Annotated in this window: 14 protein-coding genes; 7 read left to right on the forward strand and 7 right to left on the reverse strand. The window is 70.7% G+C overall.

The genetic code is table 11. The features are described from left to right. Positions 1–40: 40 nt before the first annotated feature. From ACYQ77_RS06590 to ACYQ77_RS06600, 3 genes are all read right to left on the reverse strand, one after another. Positions 41–2,341, reverse strand: coding sequence for a molybdopterin cofactor-binding domain-containing protein (locus ACYQ77_RS06590; RefSeq protein ID WP_459708463.1), 2,301 nt, complete (start codon positions 2,339–2,341; stop codon positions 41–43). Between the two features lie 133 nt (positions 2,342–2,474). Beyond that, the gene (locus ACYQ77_RS06595; protein ID WP_459708465.1) at positions 2,475–3,707 is read right to left on the reverse strand and encodes a PucR family transcriptional regulator; all 1,233 of its coding nucleotides are present in this window, start codon (positions 3,705–3,707) and stop codon (positions 2,475–2,477) included. A gap of 25 nt (positions 3,708–3,732) precedes the next feature. Continuing rightward, entirely contained in the window at positions 3,733–4,575 is an 843-nt protein-coding gene (locus ACYQ77_RS06600; protein ID WP_459708467.1) for an NAD(P)-dependent oxidoreductase, read from the reverse strand. Between the two features lie 446 nt (positions 4,576–5,021). Here ACYQ77_RS06600 and ACYQ77_RS06605 point away from each other — a divergent pair, with 446 nt between their 5' ends. The 3 genes from ACYQ77_RS06605 to ACYQ77_RS06615 all read left to right on the forward strand — a co-directional run bounded on the left by ACYQ77_RS06605 (position 5,022) and on the right by ACYQ77_RS06615 (position 7,312). After that, a complete protein-coding gene (locus tag ACYQ77_RS06605) occupies positions 5,022–6,230 on the forward strand; it encodes an SGNH/GDSL hydrolase family protein (RefSeq protein WP_459708469.1) in 1,209 nt (402 codons plus the stop codon). Positions 6,231–6,312: 82 nt separating this feature from the next. Then, entirely contained in the window at positions 6,313–6,762 is a 450-nt protein-coding gene (locus tag ACYQ77_RS06610) for a L,D-transpeptidase (protein WP_459708471.1), read from the forward strand. Between the two features lie 16 nt (positions 6,763–6,778). Further along, positions 6,779–7,312 carry a GNAT family N-acetyltransferase gene (locus ACYQ77_RS06615; protein WP_459708473.1) on the forward strand — a complete coding sequence of 178 codons (534 nt, stop codon included), beginning with the start codon at positions 6,779–6,781 and terminating at the stop codon, positions 7,310–7,312. On the opposite strand, the gene ACYQ77_RS06620 is transcribed toward ACYQ77_RS06615, so the two are convergent. Further along, positions 7,306–8,205, reverse strand: a complete 900-nt coding sequence (locus ACYQ77_RS06620; protein WP_459708475.1) for an SMP-30/gluconolactonase/LRE family protein — start codon at positions 8,203–8,205, stop codon at positions 7,306–7,308. The genes ACYQ77_RS06615 and ACYQ77_RS06620 overlap by 7 nt on opposite strands. 35 nt (positions 8,206–8,240) lie before the next feature. On the opposite strand from ACYQ77_RS06620, the gene ACYQ77_RS06625 reads away from it, so the two are divergent. Beyond that, positions 8,241–8,699, forward strand: a complete 459-nt coding sequence (locus ACYQ77_RS06625; protein WP_459708477.1) for an Lrp/AsnC family transcriptional regulator — start codon at positions 8,241–8,243, stop codon at positions 8,697–8,699. On the opposite strand, the gene ACYQ77_RS06630 is transcribed toward ACYQ77_RS06625, so the two are convergent. After that, positions 8,696–9,295 carry a DUF4190 domain-containing protein gene (locus ACYQ77_RS06630; protein ID WP_459708480.1) on the reverse strand — a complete coding sequence of 200 codons (600 nt, stop codon included), beginning with the start codon at positions 9,293–9,295 and terminating at the stop codon, positions 8,696–8,698. The two genes, ACYQ77_RS06625 and ACYQ77_RS06630, sit on opposite strands and share 4 nt — an antisense overlap. Positions 9,296–9,453: 158 nt before the next feature. Between ACYQ77_RS06630 and ACYQ77_RS06635 the strand changes: the two genes are divergently transcribed. Then, complete coding sequence (locus tag ACYQ77_RS06635; RefSeq protein WP_459708481.1) at positions 9,454–10,617, forward strand: sensor histidine kinase; 1,164 nt, start codon at positions 9,454–9,456, stop codon at positions 10,615–10,617. 30 nt (positions 10,618–10,647) lie between these two features. After that, positions 10,648–11,295, forward strand: coding sequence for a response regulator transcription factor (locus ACYQ77_RS06640; protein ID WP_459708483.1), 648 nt, complete (start codon positions 10,648–10,650; stop codon positions 11,293–11,295). A 60-nt stretch (positions 11,296–11,355) separates the two neighbouring features. Here ACYQ77_RS06640 and ACYQ77_RS06645 read toward each other — a convergent pair whose 3' ends face one another. Continuing rightward, the gene (locus ACYQ77_RS06645) at positions 11,356–13,848 is read right to left on the reverse strand and encodes a polynucleotide kinase-phosphatase (RefSeq protein WP_459708485.1); all 2,493 of its coding nucleotides are present in this window, start codon (positions 13,846–13,848) and stop codon (positions 11,356–11,358) included. Further along, positions 13,845–15,203, reverse strand: coding sequence for a 3' terminal RNA ribose 2'-O-methyltransferase Hen1 (locus tag ACYQ77_RS06650; RefSeq protein ID WP_459708487.1), 1,359 nt, complete (start codon positions 15,201–15,203; stop codon positions 13,845–13,847). The genes ACYQ77_RS06645 and ACYQ77_RS06650 overlap by 4 nt, the downstream gene beginning before the upstream one ends. A gap of 61 nt (positions 15,204–15,264) precedes the next feature. Between ACYQ77_RS06650 and ACYQ77_RS06655 the strand changes: the two genes are divergently transcribed. Beyond that, positions 15,265–15,726 carry a hemerythrin domain-containing protein gene (locus ACYQ77_RS06655; protein WP_459708489.1) on the forward strand — a complete coding sequence of 154 codons (462 nt, stop codon included), beginning with the start codon at positions 15,265–15,267 and terminating at the stop codon, positions 15,724–15,726. Positions 15,727–15,750 lie beyond the last annotated feature (24 nt).

Here is a 15,750-nt window from a genome sequence, read left to right on the forward strand (position 1 = left end):
TCTCCTAGACAGTGTTGATGGTTCGCTCCGCGAGCTCCGCTCACGTGTACTCGAGGCCGTCGGTCGGCGACTGCGGGGTGGACGGCTGCAGCGGGAACGGCTCGAAGCCGAGCGTGCCGTGGTTGATGGGGAAGCTCGTCGGCATCGTGCCGGTGGCGCGGGCGTACGCGCAGGCCACGGCGGCGGCCGCGGGTGCGACACCCAGCTCACCGGCGCCGCTCGGGGTGTCGCCGGTCGGCGGCATCACGACCACCTGGACCTCCGGCGGCGTGTTCCACTGCCGGGTGTAGAAGTAGTCGTCCCAGCTGCCCTCGAGCGGGATGCCGTCCTTGATGTGCAGGCTGGACGTCAGCGTCAGCGCGATGCCGTCGTTGAGGCACCCGATCATCTGCGCCTCGAGCCCGCGCGGGTTGAGCGCGAGCCCGGCGTCCACCACGATCGTCGCCCGCGTGACCCGCGGGCCGGTCACGCCGTGCTCGATGGGCCGGTTCACGGTCTCCGGGCGGCAGTCGATCTCCACCAGCATGGCGACCGCACCGCGGTACTCGGCGTGCAGCGCGATGCCCTGCGCGGTGCCCTTGGGCATGGCCTTGCCCCACTGGCCGACCTCGACCGCCTTGTCCAGGACCGCGCGCAGCCGCTTGTCCTTGAGGAACTCGCGGCGGAACGCGACCGGGTCCTTGCGCATCTTCGCCGCCAGCCGGTCGACGACCAGCTCCATCGCGGTGACCACGTTGGGGGAGTAGATGTTGCGCATGCTGCCGGTGTTGAACTTGAGCGGGATCTCGTTCAGCAGCTGCGTGACGACGCCGAAGTTGTAGGGCACCGACTGGCTCAGCAGGAACACCGACTCGGCGAACGACAGGTTGCCCGCGATCGGCAGGTTCGCCGCGGTCGCGGTGATCATCTCGCCGAGGCCGTGGCCGAAGTCGGTCGCCGAGCTGACGTGCCGCTGCTCGAAGGTCAGCACGTTGCCGAGCAGGTAGGTGGCGCGCACCTTCGAGATGCTCATCGGGTGCGTGCGGCCCTGCCGGAAGTCGTCCGTGCGGGACCACGACAGCTTGACCGGCTTGCCCATCTTCTGCGAGATCTCCGCGGCCTCGACGGCCACGTCGTCGAACAGGTGCCGCCCGAACGAGCCGCCACCGGGCACGACGTGCACGACCACCTTGTCGATCGGCAGCCCCAGCTTGGCGGCGATGTTCTTCTGCGCGACGATCGGCACCTTGAGCGTCGACCAGACCTCCGCGCGGTCGGCGCGCACGTCGGCGATCGCGTTGTCCGGTTCGAGCGGCGCGTTGGAGGCGAACGCGAACGTGAACTCGGCGTCGACCGAGATCGCGCCGAGCGGCGGCACGGCGAGGGGGAGCTGCGCCTTCTTCAGCTTGGCGAGGACGGTCGCGTCGGACTCGCCGGCGACCGTGCCGGGGTGCCAGTCCACTTCGAGGGCCCGCAGCGCGTCGATGCACTGGCCGAACGTGTCGCCGCGCACCGCGACGCCGTAGGTGATCACGGCGACGTCGGTGATGCCCGGCATGGCCTGCACCGCGTCGAGGTTGTGCACGGCCTTCGGGGTGCCGTTGATCGTCGGCGCCCTGCGCACCATGCACGGCTTCGCGCCTGGCACCCGCATGTCCATGCCGAACTGCTTGCGCCCGGTGACGGCCTCGAGCGCGTCGATGCGGTTGTGCGGTTTGCCCAGCACCCGGAAGTCCGCGGGCGCCTTCAGGTCGGCCGACACCTGGATCGTCTTGTCGGTGGCCGCGGCGGTCGCCAGTTCGCCGTAGGTGGCGGTCCTGCCGCTCTTGTGGGACAGCACGCCGTCGCGGGTCGCGACCTCGCGCTCCGGCACCCCCCACTGCGCGGCGGCTGTGCGGATCAGCCGCTGCCGGGCGATCGCGGACGCGGTGCGGACGGGCGTGTAGATGCTGCGCACCGAGTTGGAGCCGCCGGTGAGCTGGTTCATCAGCAGCTCGGGCCGCGCGTCGGCGAGCGTGATCCGGATCTTCTCGACCGGCAGGTCCAGCTCCTCGGCGATCATCATCGCGACCGTCGTCGTGATGCCCTGCCCGACCTCGCACCGGTGCAGCGCGAACGACGCGGTGCCGTCCTCGTTCACCTGCACCGAGATCAACCCGGAGGTCGGCGCCGCGGCGAGGTTCTGCAGGTCACCGAGGTCGAAGAGGTCCTCCGGCTGCGGCGGGGACGGGATGGCGGCCTCGGCGCTGTCGAAACCGCCCGCGGCCCAGGCCACCCCCACGGCGAGCGTGGGCGCGGCGATGAGGTAACCGAGGAACCGCCGCCGAGTGTAGTTCTCCGGCGAACGACTTTGTTCTGCCATGGTCGCGGAGTGTGTCACGTCGCATACGCCATGAGAAGGAACACCATGCCTACGTTTGGGCGTACCCGGTTGTGCACGGTGCACAGGTCACTACCAAGAGGTGAGACTGCCCGCTCTCCGACGCGTGACCTGGTTACGCGAGCGGTCCCGGCGGCAGCAACCAGGACGCCCGCAGCGCCAGCGACAGTTCCAGGTGCGCGGCCGTGTCCGTCAGGTCGAGCCCGGTGATGGTCTCGACCCGCCGCAGCCGGTTGATCACCGTGTTGCGGTGGCAGTGGACGGCGTTCGCGGTCTGGTTGATCGACCCGCCGGTCTCCAGCCACGAGTTGAGCGTGTCCAGCAGCAGCCGCCGCTCGGCCAGCGGCACCTTCAGCAGCGGGCCCAGCCGCCGCTCGATCAGCGCCTCCGCCAGCGCGGGCGAGTTGAGCAGCAGCGCCTCCGGCAGCCGGTCGGCCAGCGCCGCGACCTCCACGCGCCCCGGCGGCACGGTGTTGCGCGCCAGCACCGCTTGCCGGTACGCGACGTCCACCTCCGCCAGCGACGGCACCGTCATCGACACGCCTGCCGGCCCCCTCGGGTCGGCGCGCAGCACCCGCAGCGCGGCGGTGGTGTCGGCGACGGCGAGCAGCCCGACGAGCGTGTGGGCCCGCGCCTGCCACACCGACACGATGCCCGCCTCGGCGAGCGCGCACTCCAGCGCCGATCCGGTCCGGTCGTCGCCGGTGCCGGTGATGTCGCCGCGGTCGAGGACGACCACCACGTACGGCCCGTCGACCGGCACCCCAATGCTCTGCGCGGCCTGCAACGCGAACGCCGGTTCCTTCGCGCGGCCGTGCAGGAGGCCCTCCCACAGCGTGGCGCGGCGCTGCTCGTCGACCCGCACCAGCTCGCGTTCCGTTGCGTGGTAGGCGATCGCGACCTGCGCCGAGGTGTCGTCGACGACCGTCCACACCCACGACGCCAGGTTGAGCAGCTCGTCCGGGTCGGCCAGCTCACCGGCGCGGGCCCGGTCGATCAGCGCCTCCCACACCAGTCGGCCGCCGAGCCGGAACGAGCGCAGCACGTCGTCCAGCGGCATCCGCTGCTGGGCCCGCTGCCGCCCGGTCGCGCGGGCCGCGTCGTAGAGGTCGGTGCCGTCGGGTTCGTCACCGGCCGCGCGGGAGACCAGCTGCAGCACGCGCGTGAGGTTGTCGTGGCAGGACTGCCAGAGGTCGTGCGGCGGGACAACGTTGACGCGCCGGTACCCCGGGTTCTGCTCGCCGATGAGCGTGACGAGGGCGTCGGCGAGCTCCGGAACGCGTGACAGCACGTCCGCCACCAGGGACGTCGCGGTCCGGGTACCGACGCGGTGGGGCAGTTCGGTCATCCCGGATAGAGGATCGCACAGCGGCTCAAGAGGGCCGGGCCGCCCGGATCACCGCCGCCATGTCGTCGTCCTGGTCCCCGGCGGCCGCGAACAGCTTCTCCAGGGCCGCGAGCAGGTCGGTCGCCACGCCGGCGTCGGCCGCGGCGGCCCGGATCAGGCCCGCGTCCTTGGTGGCGCCGCTCAGCGCGAAGGCCGGTGTGAAGTCGCCTGACAGCATCGCCGAGCCCTTGAGCTGTGCGTACCCGGAGTCGAGCGGTCCACCGGCGATCAGGTCGAGGAACTGGCGCGGGTCGAGCCCCAGGCCCTCCGCCAGGGCGACGCTCTGCGCCGTCGCTGCGGTGATCGACAGCACCCACGCGTTGGCGACGAGCTTCAGCCGGTGCCCGCCGCCCGGTTCCTCGCCCACCCACACGACCTTGGCGCTGACCGCGTCGAGCACCGGCGCGATCCGGTCCCGCACCGACGCGGGGCCCGCCGCCAGCACGGTGAGCTGCCCGTTCTCAGCGGGCTGGCGGGTGCCGAGCACGGGCGCGTCGACGTAGGCGATGCCGTGCTCGGCGGCGAGCCGCGCCAGTTCGGTGGTGCCATCGAGCCCGACGGTGCTGGTCTGCACCCACACCGCGTCGTCCCGCATCGCGGGCAGCGCGTCCCGCATGACGGCGGCGACGGATGCGGCGTCGAAGAGCATGGTGACCACGACGTCCTTGTCCCGCACCGCCGCGGCGGCGTCCTCGGCGACGGGCAGGCCGAGCGCGCGCGCCTTGTCAGCGGACCGGTTCCAGACGGTGACGTCAAGCCCGGCGCGAGCGAGGCTGCGGCCCATGCCGGAGCCCATGATCCCGGTGCCGAGCAGTGCAACAGTGGTCATGCCAGCCAACCTAGTCCGGCCGGCCGCCGGTTACCGGGTGCGGTGAGTACCTGGATACCGCCCGGCCTGGCGTGGCCTCCGGCCCCCTCGAACCACGCTACGGCATGGCACCGACGAAACCCGGGCCACGGCCCGTCGCTGTGGACAACCGCCCCGCCTGTGGACAGCCCCCGCCCGCCGGACCGGGACTGTCGTTCCCTTGCGGTAACGTGGATTCCGGGGGGCCGGAGGCCGTCGCCTGTGGACAACCCGCCGGAAATGTCGGTCCCACCCGGTACGCTGGAAACCGGGGGGCCGGAGGCCGTCGCCTGTGGACAACCCGCCGGAAATGTCGGTCCCACCCGGTACGCTGGAAACCGGGGGGCCGGAGGCCACGCCCCGTGACGAAACCCCGTCACCTGAACAGCGGTTGCCGCCCCGCTCGCCAGCCAGTCACGGTGATCGCCATGAGGCGGTTACTGGTTTTCGGCGCAACGGTGCTCACCGCGGCCCTCGTCACCTCGAGCACGGCCACGTCCACCCCACCGGCGGCCCACGCGCCCGGCGGCTGGGTCGGGACATGGGCCGCGTCCCCCGGCACCGGCGTCGCCGGCACGGAGAACGGCTACCCGAACTTCTCGATCCGCAACGTCGTCCACGCCAGCGTCGGCGGCAACAAGGCCCGCGTCCGGCTGTCCAACACCTTCGGCCGGGCCCCGCTGCCCCTCGGCCACGTCACCATCGCCGTCGCGCAGTCCGGCACCTCGCCCGCGGCGAAACCCGGCACCATGCGCACGGTCACGTTCGGCGGTCGACCGTCCGTCGTCGTGCCCGCGGCCGCCGAGGTCCTCAGCGACCCGGTCGACCTGGTCGTGCCCCGCGACGGCGACCTGCTCGTCACCACCTACACCCCGACCCCGTCCGGGCCCGTCACCTACCACGCGTTCACCGCGCAGACCTCGTTCTTCACCCGCAACGGTGACTTCGCCGACCAGGAGTCCGGCGCCGCGTTCACCGAGCAGACGAACGTCTGGCACTACGTCAGCGGCGTCGACGTCCAGTCGACCGCGCCCGGCTCCGTCGCGATCCTCGGCGACTCGATCACCGACGGCGTCGGCTCCACGGCGAACGCCAACAACCGCTGGCCCGACCTGCTCGCCGACCGCCTCCGCGGCAGGCTCGGCGTGCTCAACGCGGGCATCAGCGGCAACCGGCTCCTGCTTGACGTCCCCGGCAGCGCCTTCGGCCGGAACGCGCTTTCCCGGCTCGCCGACGACGTGCTCAGCCAGGGCGACGTCCGCACGCTGCTCGTCCTCGAGGGCATCAACGACATCCAGCAGGACCCGCACCAGACCGATCCCGCGATGATCATCTCGGCGTACCGGCAGGTGATCGCGCAGGCCAAGGCCCGGGGCATCCGCGTCATCGGCGGCACGCTCGTGCCGTTCAAGGGCTGGCGCGTCTGGGACGAGACCCTCGAGGCGACGCGGCAGGCGGTGAACGACTTCATCCGCCACGGCCACGAGTTCGACGCGGTGATCGACTTCGACGAGGCACTGCGCGACCCCGCCGATCCGCTGCGCATGCTGCCCGCCTACGACAGCGGCGACCACCTGCACCCCAACGACGCCGGCTACCGCGCGATGGCGGCCGCCGTCGACCTGTCCGTGCTGTAAGGGTTTCCGGACGCTCCGTGGTGGTATCCCCTGAACGCAGTACCGAACACGAGTCCCACGTGGACGGATGGGAGGACTGATCATGGGAACGCTGCGGAAGAACTTCGCGGTCGCCGCGGGTTCGGCGGCGTTGGGGGCGGCGGCAGTGCTCGCACTGCCCGCCACCGCGCAGGCCGCGCCCGCGGCACCGTGCAGCGCCAAGGCGGACGCCTGCATCGACCTGAGCGCGAACACGTCCTGGTTGATGCACAACGGCGCCGTGACGTACGGCGGGGTGCCGATCACCAGTGGCAGGCCGGGTTATGAGACACCGCCCGGCACGTTCCAGGTGACCTACAAGGACATCGACCACTGGAGCCGCGCCTACGACGCGCCGATGCCGTACTCGGTGTTCTTCACCACCAGCGGTATCGCGTTCCACGAGGGCAGCCTGAGCGAGAAGTCGCACGGCTGCATCCACCTCTCGAACGCGGCGGCGAAGAAGTACTTCAGCGCGCTGCAGCCGGGTGACGTCGTGGAGGTCGTGCCCTGACCTGCATCATCAGGGTATGGACATCACGACCTGGTACCTCGAGCAGCACGGCCCGGACGAGCTGAACCCGGCTCGTCCGGCGCCGGTCACCATCACCCGCGCCGAGGTGGTGAGCCCGGAGTTCAACCGCTTCCTGTACACGGCGGTCGGCGGTGACTGGTTCTGGATCGACCGTCTCGGGTGGACGTGGCAGCAGTGGCACGACTGGCTGTCCCGGCCCGGGGTGGAGACCTGGGTCGCGTACCGGAGCGGGACGCCCGCCGGGTACGTCGAGCTGGACGCCGTCGGTGACGAGGTGGAGATCGCGTACTTCGGCCTGCTCCCGGCGTTCGTCGGTCAGGGCATCGGTGGCCACCTGCTGACCGTCGCGTTGCGACGCGCGTGGGAGCTGACCACCTCGCGGGTGTGGGTGCACACCTGCTCGCTCGACGGTCCCGCGGCGCTCGCCAACTACCAGGCACGCGGCATGAAGCTCTACCGCACGGAGACCACGGACGAGCCCGTGCCGGATGTCGCACCGGGGCCGTGGCCGGGTGCGCGTGGTCAGTAACGCGCGCCGGTGAAGGTGACCTTGAGGCTGTAGAGGGAACCGCCCGCCGTGACGAACAGGTCGTTGCGCCGCGCGCCGCCGAACGCGAGGTTCGACACCGGCTCGGGGAGCAGCAGCTTGCCGAGCAGCGTGCCGTCCGGGTGGAAGCAGTGCACGCCGTCCCATGCCGCCGCCCACACGCGACCCATGTCGTCGAGGCGGATGCCGTCGAAGCGGCCGAAGTCGCACTCGGCGAAGATCTCGCCGCCGCTCAGCGTGTTGTCGTCGAGGACGTCGAACACCCTGATGTGACTGGGTTCCTGCCGCGTGTCCACTATGTACAGCCGGCGTTCGTCGGGGGAGAACGCGAGTCCGTTGGGCCGGCAGAAGTCCGTCGCCACGGCGGTGACCGTGCCGTCGGCGTCCAGGCGGTACACGTGGCACGCGCCGATCTCGCTTTCCGCGCGGTGCCCTTCGTAGTCGTCGGCGATGCCGTAGCTCGGGTCGGTGAACCAGATCGTGCCGTCCGCGCGGACGACGACGTCGTTGGGGCTGTTGAGCCGTTTGCCGTCCCAATGGGTGGCGAGGACGGTGATCGTGCCGTCGTGTTCGGTGCGGGTGACGCGCCGGGCGCCCTGTTCACACGTGATCAACCTGCCCTGGTGGTCGATGGTGTTCCCGTTGGCGTGGCCGGTGTTCTCGCGGAACACGCCGACAGCGCCGCTCGCCTCGTCCCACCGGAGCAGCCGCTCGTTCGGGATGTCGCTCCACACGAGGTAGCGGCCCGCGGGGAAGTAGACCGGGCCTTCGGACTTGCGTGCGCCGGCGTGGAGCCGTTGGACCACGAAGTCGCCGTCGAGACGGGCGAACCGCTCATCGACGAGCTTGAACTCGGTCGGGATGGTGTTCAGCATGCTGCGTACTCTACCGAATGCGATATGGTGAGCGCGTGGATGAGCTGGATGTGATTCTGCTGGCCGCGCTTCGCGAGGACGCCACCCAGTCGTACGCCACGCTGGGCAGACTGGCCGGCCTGTCGGCAGGCGCGGCCCACGAACGGGTGCGCAAGCTGCGGGAACGCGGCGTCATCCGCCGCACGACCATCGACGTCGACCCGGTCGCCGTCGGTCGGCCCGTGCTGGCGTTCGTGCTGGTCGAGGCGAACGCGTGGATGGGGGAGGAGCCGACGCGTGCCGCCCTGCGGGCGATCCCGGAACTGGAGGAGGCGCACGTCATCGCGGGTTCCGCCGCGCTGCTGGTGAAGATCCGCACCGGCACGACCGAGCAGCTGCAGGACGTGCTGCGCAGGATCTTCACGATCGACGGCGTGAGCGGCACGCAGACGATCGTGGTGCTGGAGACCGTGTTCGAGGGGGCCGGCGGTCCGCAGGCCCCCTCGCCGGGCTAGATGCTGTCGCAGGTGGCCATCGCGAACGTGCCGGACGCGGTCGCGGTCTTGACCTCTTTGCCGTCGACGGTGAGCTTGCAGGTCACGCTGCCGCCGTCGGCGCCGGTCGAGACGATCAGCTGACCCTCCTTGACGAGGCCGGTGGTCGTGACCTCCTTGCGCCACGGCAGCTTCGTGACCGTCTCCTGGTTGGTGGTCATCTCGTCGCCGAAGGTCGAGTAGGTGATGTCCGCGGACGGCGCGTCACCGGTGACCTCGTACACGATCACCGCTTCGCGGTTCGCCTCCTCCTGGATGTCGTCGGCGGCCTTGTTCCACACGGCGACCCACAGGACGCAGATCACGAGCCCGACGATCGACACCACGAGCCCGGCGATGGCGAGGCCCTTGTTGGTGGCGCGGCCCTTGGCGGCCTTGCTGATGCCGATGGCGGAGAAGATGATCCCGAGGATCACGAGCGGCCAGGCCACGACACCGATCAGCGGGATGAACGAGAACACGAGCCCGATGAGGCCGACGACGAAGCCGGCGGTGCCGAGTCCGTTGCTGGGCTTGCCGACGGGCTGCTGCGGCGGGTTCGGGGCGTACTGGGTCACGGGAGGTCCTTTCGGGGAAATGTGATGCCGCGAATGCAACCAATGAAGGCGCGGTGATCGCGTCGTACGCAGGCCGTCAGGCGTTACGACTTTCGATGTAATCCACCTCATCGGATAGTGCGATGAGGACAGGCGGGTGTGGTCCGTACGCTCTGCCCATGGGACGGCGCGTGGTCGGCGTGGTGATCACCGTGATCGCGGTGGCGGTCAGCGTGGTGAGCAGTTTCTACGCCTTCGGTGCGCACGAGTACGTGCCACCGGACCCCGACCTGCACCCGACCGTCCTCACCGTCCTGAGCTTCCTGGCCGCGATCGGCGCGGCGGTCATGTTGTGCTGGCGGCACCAGAAACCGGAGCTGGTGCTCGGTATCGCGCTCGTGCCGGCGTTCCTGGCCTCCGACTCGCTGGCGGCGCTCATCGCCTTGGCGGCCCTCGCTGCCGCCCGCCGCGACCGCCTGCTCTGGCTGGCCGGCGCCCTCACCTACGCGGGGACGTGCCTGGCGGTGTGGCGCGACGCGGGCTGGCACCCCAAGGTGACGATCGCGGGCACGTGGGTGCCCGCGACGATGCCCGGCAACCTGATCGGCGTGCTGGTGACCGCGGCCGTGCTGACGGCGATCCCCCTTACGGTGGGCATCCTGCGCGGCACGAGAGCGGACCTGAAGCAGCGTGAACTCCGCGAGGCGGCACTGCGGGACGAGATGACCCGCCAGGAGGAGCGCTCGCGGATAGCCCACGAGATGCACGACGTGCTCGGCCACCGGCTCTCGCTGCTGTCGCTGCAGGCTGGCGCTCTGGAGGTCACCGGCCAGACGTCGACGAGCGAGGTCGCCCGCACGGTGCGCACCACCGCGAAGCAGTCACTCGACGACCTCCGTCAGGTCATCGGCGTGCTGCGCGACGGCAGGGACTTCCAGCTGTCGTCGGGCCCGGCGCCCAGCCTGACGGACCTCCCCGCCCTCGTCGCGGAGACCCGGCAGGCCGGTGTCCCGGTGAACCTGACCGTCCTGCTCGACCAGGCCGGAAGCGCCCCGGCCCCGTTGGGCATGGCGGTGTACCGGATCGTGCAGGAGTCGCTCACCAACGTCCTCCGCCACGCCCCGGGCGCACCCGCGGACGTGACGGTCCGCGGCGGCCCCGGCGCCGGCGTGACCCTCGAGATCGTGAACCCGCTGGTCCCCGCCACCCCGAACCCGGGCAGCGGCACCGGGCTCACCGGCATCTCCGAGCGCGTGACCGCACTGGGCGGCAACGCGTCGGCGGGCCCGACACCCGAGGGAACGTTCGCGGTACGCGCCTGGCTCCCGTGGCACAGGGGCTGACCCTACGATGTCCCGGTGACTCAGCTGCGGGTGCTGCTCGTCGACGACGACCCGCTCGTGCGCACCGGCCTGTCGATGATCCTGGGCAGCGCCCCGGACATCGAGGTGGCCGGCGAGGCGAGCGACGGCGACGAGGCCGTCACCCGCGTACGCGCGACCACCCCCGATGTCGTGATCATGGACATCCGCATGCGCCGCGTGGACGGCCTGGCCGCCACGAAAGCCGTGACCGCCCTCGCCGACCCACCCAAGGTCCTGGTGCTGACCACCTACGACCTCGACGAGTACGTCTTCGACGCCCTGGCGGCGGGCGCGAGCGGCTTCCTCCTCAAGGAGGGCTCGCCGCAGGAGATCATCGACGCCGTCCGCACCGTCGCCAAGGGCGACGTCATGCTGTCGCCCGGCACCACCCGCAAGCTGGTGGGCCACTTCGTTGAGGCCCGGTCCAACCCCCGCCGACAGCGCGCCCTGACCAAACTGGCCACCCTCTCGGACCGCGAACGCGAAGTCGTCACCGCCGTCGCCCAGGGAAAGTCGAACGCCGACATCGGCGCCGAACTCTTCCTCAGCGAAGCGACCGTGAAGACCCACATCACGAGGACCTTCGCCAAGCTCGACGTCACCAATCGAGTCCAGTTGACGATCTTCGCCTACGAAGCGGGCATGGTCACTCCGTAGCCTGCGCCGTCCTGCACGGTCGGTCGGCCACCGGACGGTGCAGCGTCGTCGGCTGACCGCTCACAGGCGTGGGTCCACCGGCTCCGACTCCAACGCCAGCACCGCGAACACCGGCTCATGCACTCGCCATAACGGTTCCTCCTCCACAAACCTCGTCAACGACTCGATACCCAGCGCGTACTCACGCAACGCCAGCGACCGCTTCCGGCCCAGCGTTCGCTGCCGCAGGCGCCGAAGGTGCTCTGGCTCCGTGTAGTCCGGGCCGTAGATGATCCGTAAGTACTCCCTGCCCCGGCACTTCACACCCGGCTGCACCAGCTTCCCGGTCGCGGACGGGTCGGCGGGCTTCACCACCATGCCCTCGCCACCCGCGTCGGTCAGCGACGTCCACCACGCCACACCCGCGGCCACCGACGTCTCGTCCGACAGGTCGACCGTCAGCCGCCGCGTCCCGCGCAACAGCTCCGGGTCCGCCGCGACCAACCGGTCCAGCACGTCGATGTGCCACGACCTCGGCTTCGTCGCGTGCACGTGCCCTTCCGCGGCCAGCACGGTGAACGGCGCCAGCGACACCCCGTTCAACCCGTCGACCGGCCAGCAGTACCGGCCGTACGCCTCGACGTAGGCCCGCGCGTTCGACAGCCGGGATCGCTGACGTGCCAACAGTTCCGTCACGTCCGCACCCCGCGCCGCCGCCTGCTCAAGCGCGGACACCGCCGCCGGCAGCGCAGCCGTCGCCGCCGCGCCCACCGGCGCGTACTGCCGCCGCAGTAACTGGCTTGCCTTCGCGGACCACGGCAGCAGCTCCGCGTCGAGGATCACCCAGTCGCTGTCCAACGTGGACCACAGGTCGGCCGCCGTCGCGGCCGCGCGTAACCGGTCCAGGAACGCGGTCGGGTCCGGGAAGAACGAGCGACCTGTTCGCGTGTAGACCGCACCGGCAGCACCGTCCGGCGCACCGAACCGCCGCTCGCCGACCGCGGCGTCACGGCACAGCACCACGACCGCCCGGGAGCCCATGTGCTTCTCCTCGCACACGACCTCGCCGACGCCATCGGCGCGGTACGCGTCGAACGCCTCGAGCGGGTGTTCCAGCATGCCGTCCACAGTGGACGTGCCGCACGGTGCCATCGTCGGCGGCAGGTATGGCAGCCACTGCGGCGCGATCGCGAAGCGGCTCATCACCTCGAGCGCACCCGCCGCGTTCTCCTCGCGCACCTTGAGCCTGCCCATCAGCCGCGCCTCGACGTGCCGGGTGCCGAGGACGTCGTCGATCCGCAACAGGTCCGGCGCACGCGTGGGCGCGTCGAGCGGCTTGGCGGGCTCGTAGTGCACGCGCTCGGCGGGCACCGACACCAGTTCCTTCGACGGCCACCGCAGTGCGGTCAGCGCGCCGCCGAACACACAGCCCGTGTCGAGGCAGATCGTGTTGTTCACCCACTCCGCCTTCGGCACCGGCGTGTGCCCGTACACGACCGTCGCCGCGCCCCGGTAGTCGTTGGCCCACGGGTAACGCACCGGAAGCCCGTACTCGTCGGTCTCACCCGTCGTCTCGCCGTACAGACAGAACGACCGCACCCGCCCCGAAGAGCGCCCCTGGTACTCCTCCTTGAGCCCGGCGTGCGCCACCACGAGCTTGCCGCCGTCCAGCCGGTAGTGGCTCACGAGCCCGTACATGAACTCCCGCGCGTTCTTGCGGAACTCGTCGGTCTGCTCGGACAGCTGCGCCAACGACTCCGCCAGGCCGTGGGAGACGCGCACGTCGCGACCGTCGAGCGCACGCACGAGCTTGCTCTCGTGGTTGCCGGACACGCAGAGCGCGTTGCCCGCCGCGACCATGCCCATCACCAACCGCAGCACGCCCGGGGTGTCCGGCCCTCGGTCGACGAGGTCGCCGACGAACACCGCGGTGCGGCCCTCCGGGTGGACCGCGCCGTCCGCGCCGACCACGTATCCCAGCCGGGTCAACAGGGTGACCAGCTCGGCATGGCAGCCGTGGACGTCGCCGATGATGTCGAACGGCCCGGTCAGCTCACGCTTGTCGTTGTACGCCTTCTCGTACTCGATCGCCACGTCCTCGTCGGGCGACAGCACGTGGACCTTGCGGAACCCCTCCTTGGCGAGGTGCCGCACGGACCGCCGCAGCGCGTCGTGCTGGCGGCGGATCACGTGGTCCGGCAGGTCGCGGTGCCCTTTGTTCCGCTCCCGCAGCACGGCGAGCGGCACGTCGAACACGATCGCCACCGGCAGCACGTCGTGGTCACGGGCGAGCGCGACGAGCTTCGCGCGGTCGTCGCGCTGCACGTGCGTGGCGTCGACGACCGTGATCCGCCCGGCCCGCAATCGCTTGCCTGCCACGTAGTGCAGCGCGTCGAACGCGTCGTGCGTCGCCGACTGGTCGTTCTCGTCGTCGGCGACCATCGCGCGGAACGCGTCCGACGACAACACCTGCGTCGCCGCGAAGTGGTCGCGCGCGAAGGTCGACTTGCCGGAGCCGGTGACGCCGACGAGCGCGACGAGACTCAGGTCCGGCACGGCGATGGTGCGGGTCATGCCGTCCTCCTCGTGAACACGGCGAGCTGTGTGGGTGCGCCGACCTCCGGGTCGACCGGGCCGACCGGCACGAGCCGGACGTCGTAGCCGTGGGCGGCGCACACGCCGTCCGCCCACGCGGCCATCTCCGCGCGGGTCCACTCGAAACGGTGGTCCGCGTGGCGGAAGCGGCCTGCCGGCAACGTCTCCCAGCGCACGTTGTACTCCGCGTTGGGTGTCGTCACGAGCACGTGCCGCGGCTTGGCCGATCCGAACACGGTCGCCGCCAGCGCGGGCAATCGTGGCGGGTCGACGTGCTCGACCACTTCGGACAGCACGATGGCGTCGAACTCCGCGATCCGCGGATCGGCGTAGGTGACCGAACCCTGGTGCAGGGTGACGCGCTCGCGCTGCCGCTCGGCGAACCGGTCGACGCGGCGGGCCGCCGTGCGCAGCGGCCGGGCGGCGACCTCGACGCCGACGATCTCGGTGAACGTCGGCTCCGTCACGAGTTCACGCAGCAGACGCCCCTCGCCGCACCCCATGTCGACGACGCGGCGCGCGCCGAGGGAACGCAGCTCGTCCACGATCGCCTCGCGCCGCAACTGCGCCAGCGACGGCTCGCGCTCCGGCTGCTCCTGCTCGTCGGCGTCCTCCGCGGGACGGTCGTCCAGTTCGGTCAGCCGCGCGAGCGCCTCGACGGTGAAGCGCCGTTTGTGCGCGAGGTAGCGGGCGGTGATCAGCTCGCGGTCGGGGTGCGTCGCGAGCCAGTTCCTGCCCGCGCGCAACAGTTTGTCCACCTCGTCGGCGGCGACCCAGTAGTGCTTGGCGTCGTCGAGGACGGGCAGCAGGACGTACAGCTGCGTCAGCGCGTCCGCGAGGCGGAGTGTGCCGGTGAGGCGCAGGTCCGAGTACGGGCTGTCGCCCCAGTCCGGGAACGCCGGATCGAGCGGCACCCGCGTGGCGTCGACGGTCCAGCCCAGCGGTGCGAACAACCGCTCCGCGAGCGCGCCGGGACAGGCAGGGAGGTGGATCTCCAACGGGATCGCCGTCCCGGCCAGTTCCGGGCGCGCGTCGCAGCGGCCGCGCATCGCGGTGCCGAACACCTTCCCCAGTGCGACCGCCAGCAACGACGACGCCGCGTACGGCCGGTCGTTCACGTACTGTCCGAGGGTGTCGCCGCCCTTGCGGACCAGGCCGACGGGGTCGATCTCCAGTAACAGGGCCGCGGTCGTGCGCTCAGGCGTCACTTCCGGGTAGAAGACGTGGGCGGTGCCGGTCGACACGTCGAACCGCTGCGCGCGATCCGGGTGTTTGTGCAGCAGGAACCCGAGGTCTGTCGCCGGGGTGTGTGTCGTGGTGACGCTGAGGAACATGCGATCGAGTAAACACGAGCGGTCCGACAGCGTCCGCCGGTTTTGTGATCTGATGGCGCCGATGAACGACCGCCTGACCGCTTTCGGTAACCAGCTCATTGATTCGCACATACGTTTGAGGGAACTGCTGTCCGAACTTCGTGACGGGACGTACGCGGGAGTCGACTTGGCGACTCATTGCCTGACGTTCTGCTCGGTGCTGACGGACCACCACTCCGCCGAGGACGACGCGGGGTTTCCCGTGCTCGCAAGGCATTTCCCGGAACTGGCGCCGGTGCTGACCGAGCTGAGCCGTGATCATCGTCAGGTCGCGGAGGTGCTCGATCGGCTGAAAGAGGTGTCCACGATGGATGTCGCGACGGCCGAACGGGAGCTGGACACGCTGGCCGCGCTGCTGGAAACGCACCTCGTCTACGAGGAGAAGAAGCTCGTCGACGCCCTCAACCGGTTACGGCCGACGGACGAGGAGGCGCGGGCCGTCGCACGCGCCGTCACCCTGGCTCGAGGTCCCGGGACGCCCTGAGCCGTCGGAGATGTCCTGCTTCGA

It is taken from the genome of Actinophytocola sp. KF-1, assembly GCF_054661535.1.

What these genes read in the sequence shown, in the direction of transcription:
- ACYQ77_RS06590 (WP_459708463.1), bottom strand. Translation starts at nt 2,341, where the DNA reads ATGGCAGAACAAAGTCGTTCGCCGGAGAACTACACTCGGCGGCGGTTC.
- ACYQ77_RS06595 (WP_459708465.1), bottom strand. Translation starts at nt 3,707, where the DNA reads ATGACCGAACTGCCCCACCGCGTCGGTACCCGGACCGCGACGTCCCTG.
- ACYQ77_RS06600 (WP_459708467.1), bottom strand. Translation starts at nt 4,575, where the DNA reads ATGACCACTGTTGCACTGCTCGGCACCGGGATCATGGGCTCCGGCATG.
- ACYQ77_RS06605 (WP_459708469.1), top strand. Translation starts at nt 5,022, where the DNA reads ATGAGGCGGTTACTGGTTTTCGGCGCAACGGTGCTCACCGCGGCCCTC.
- ACYQ77_RS06610 (WP_459708471.1), top strand. Translation starts at nt 6,313, where the DNA reads ATGGGAACGCTGCGGAAGAACTTCGCGGTCGCCGCGGGTTCGGCGGCG.
- ACYQ77_RS06615 (WP_459708473.1), top strand. Translation starts at nt 6,779, where the DNA reads ATGGACATCACGACCTGGTACCTCGAGCAGCACGGCCCGGACGAGCTG.
- ACYQ77_RS06620 (WP_459708475.1), bottom strand. Translation starts at nt 8,205, where the DNA reads ATGCTGAACACCATCCCGACCGAGTTCAAGCTCGTCGATGAGCGGTTC.
- ACYQ77_RS06635 (WP_459708481.1), top strand. Translation starts at nt 9,454, where the DNA reads ATGGGACGGCGCGTGGTCGGCGTGGTGATCACCGTGATCGCGGTGGCG.
- ACYQ77_RS06645 (WP_459708485.1), bottom strand. Translation starts at nt 13,848, where the DNA reads ATGACCCGCACCATCGCCGTGCCGGACCTGAGTCTCGTCGCGCTCGTC.
- ACYQ77_RS06650 (WP_459708487.1), bottom strand. Translation starts at nt 15,203, where the DNA reads ATGTTCCTCAGCGTCACCACGACACACACCCCGGCGACAGACCTCGGG.
- ACYQ77_RS06655 (WP_459708489.1), top strand. Translation starts at nt 15,265, where the DNA reads ATGAACGACCGCCTGACCGCTTTCGGTAACCAGCTCATTGATTCGCAC.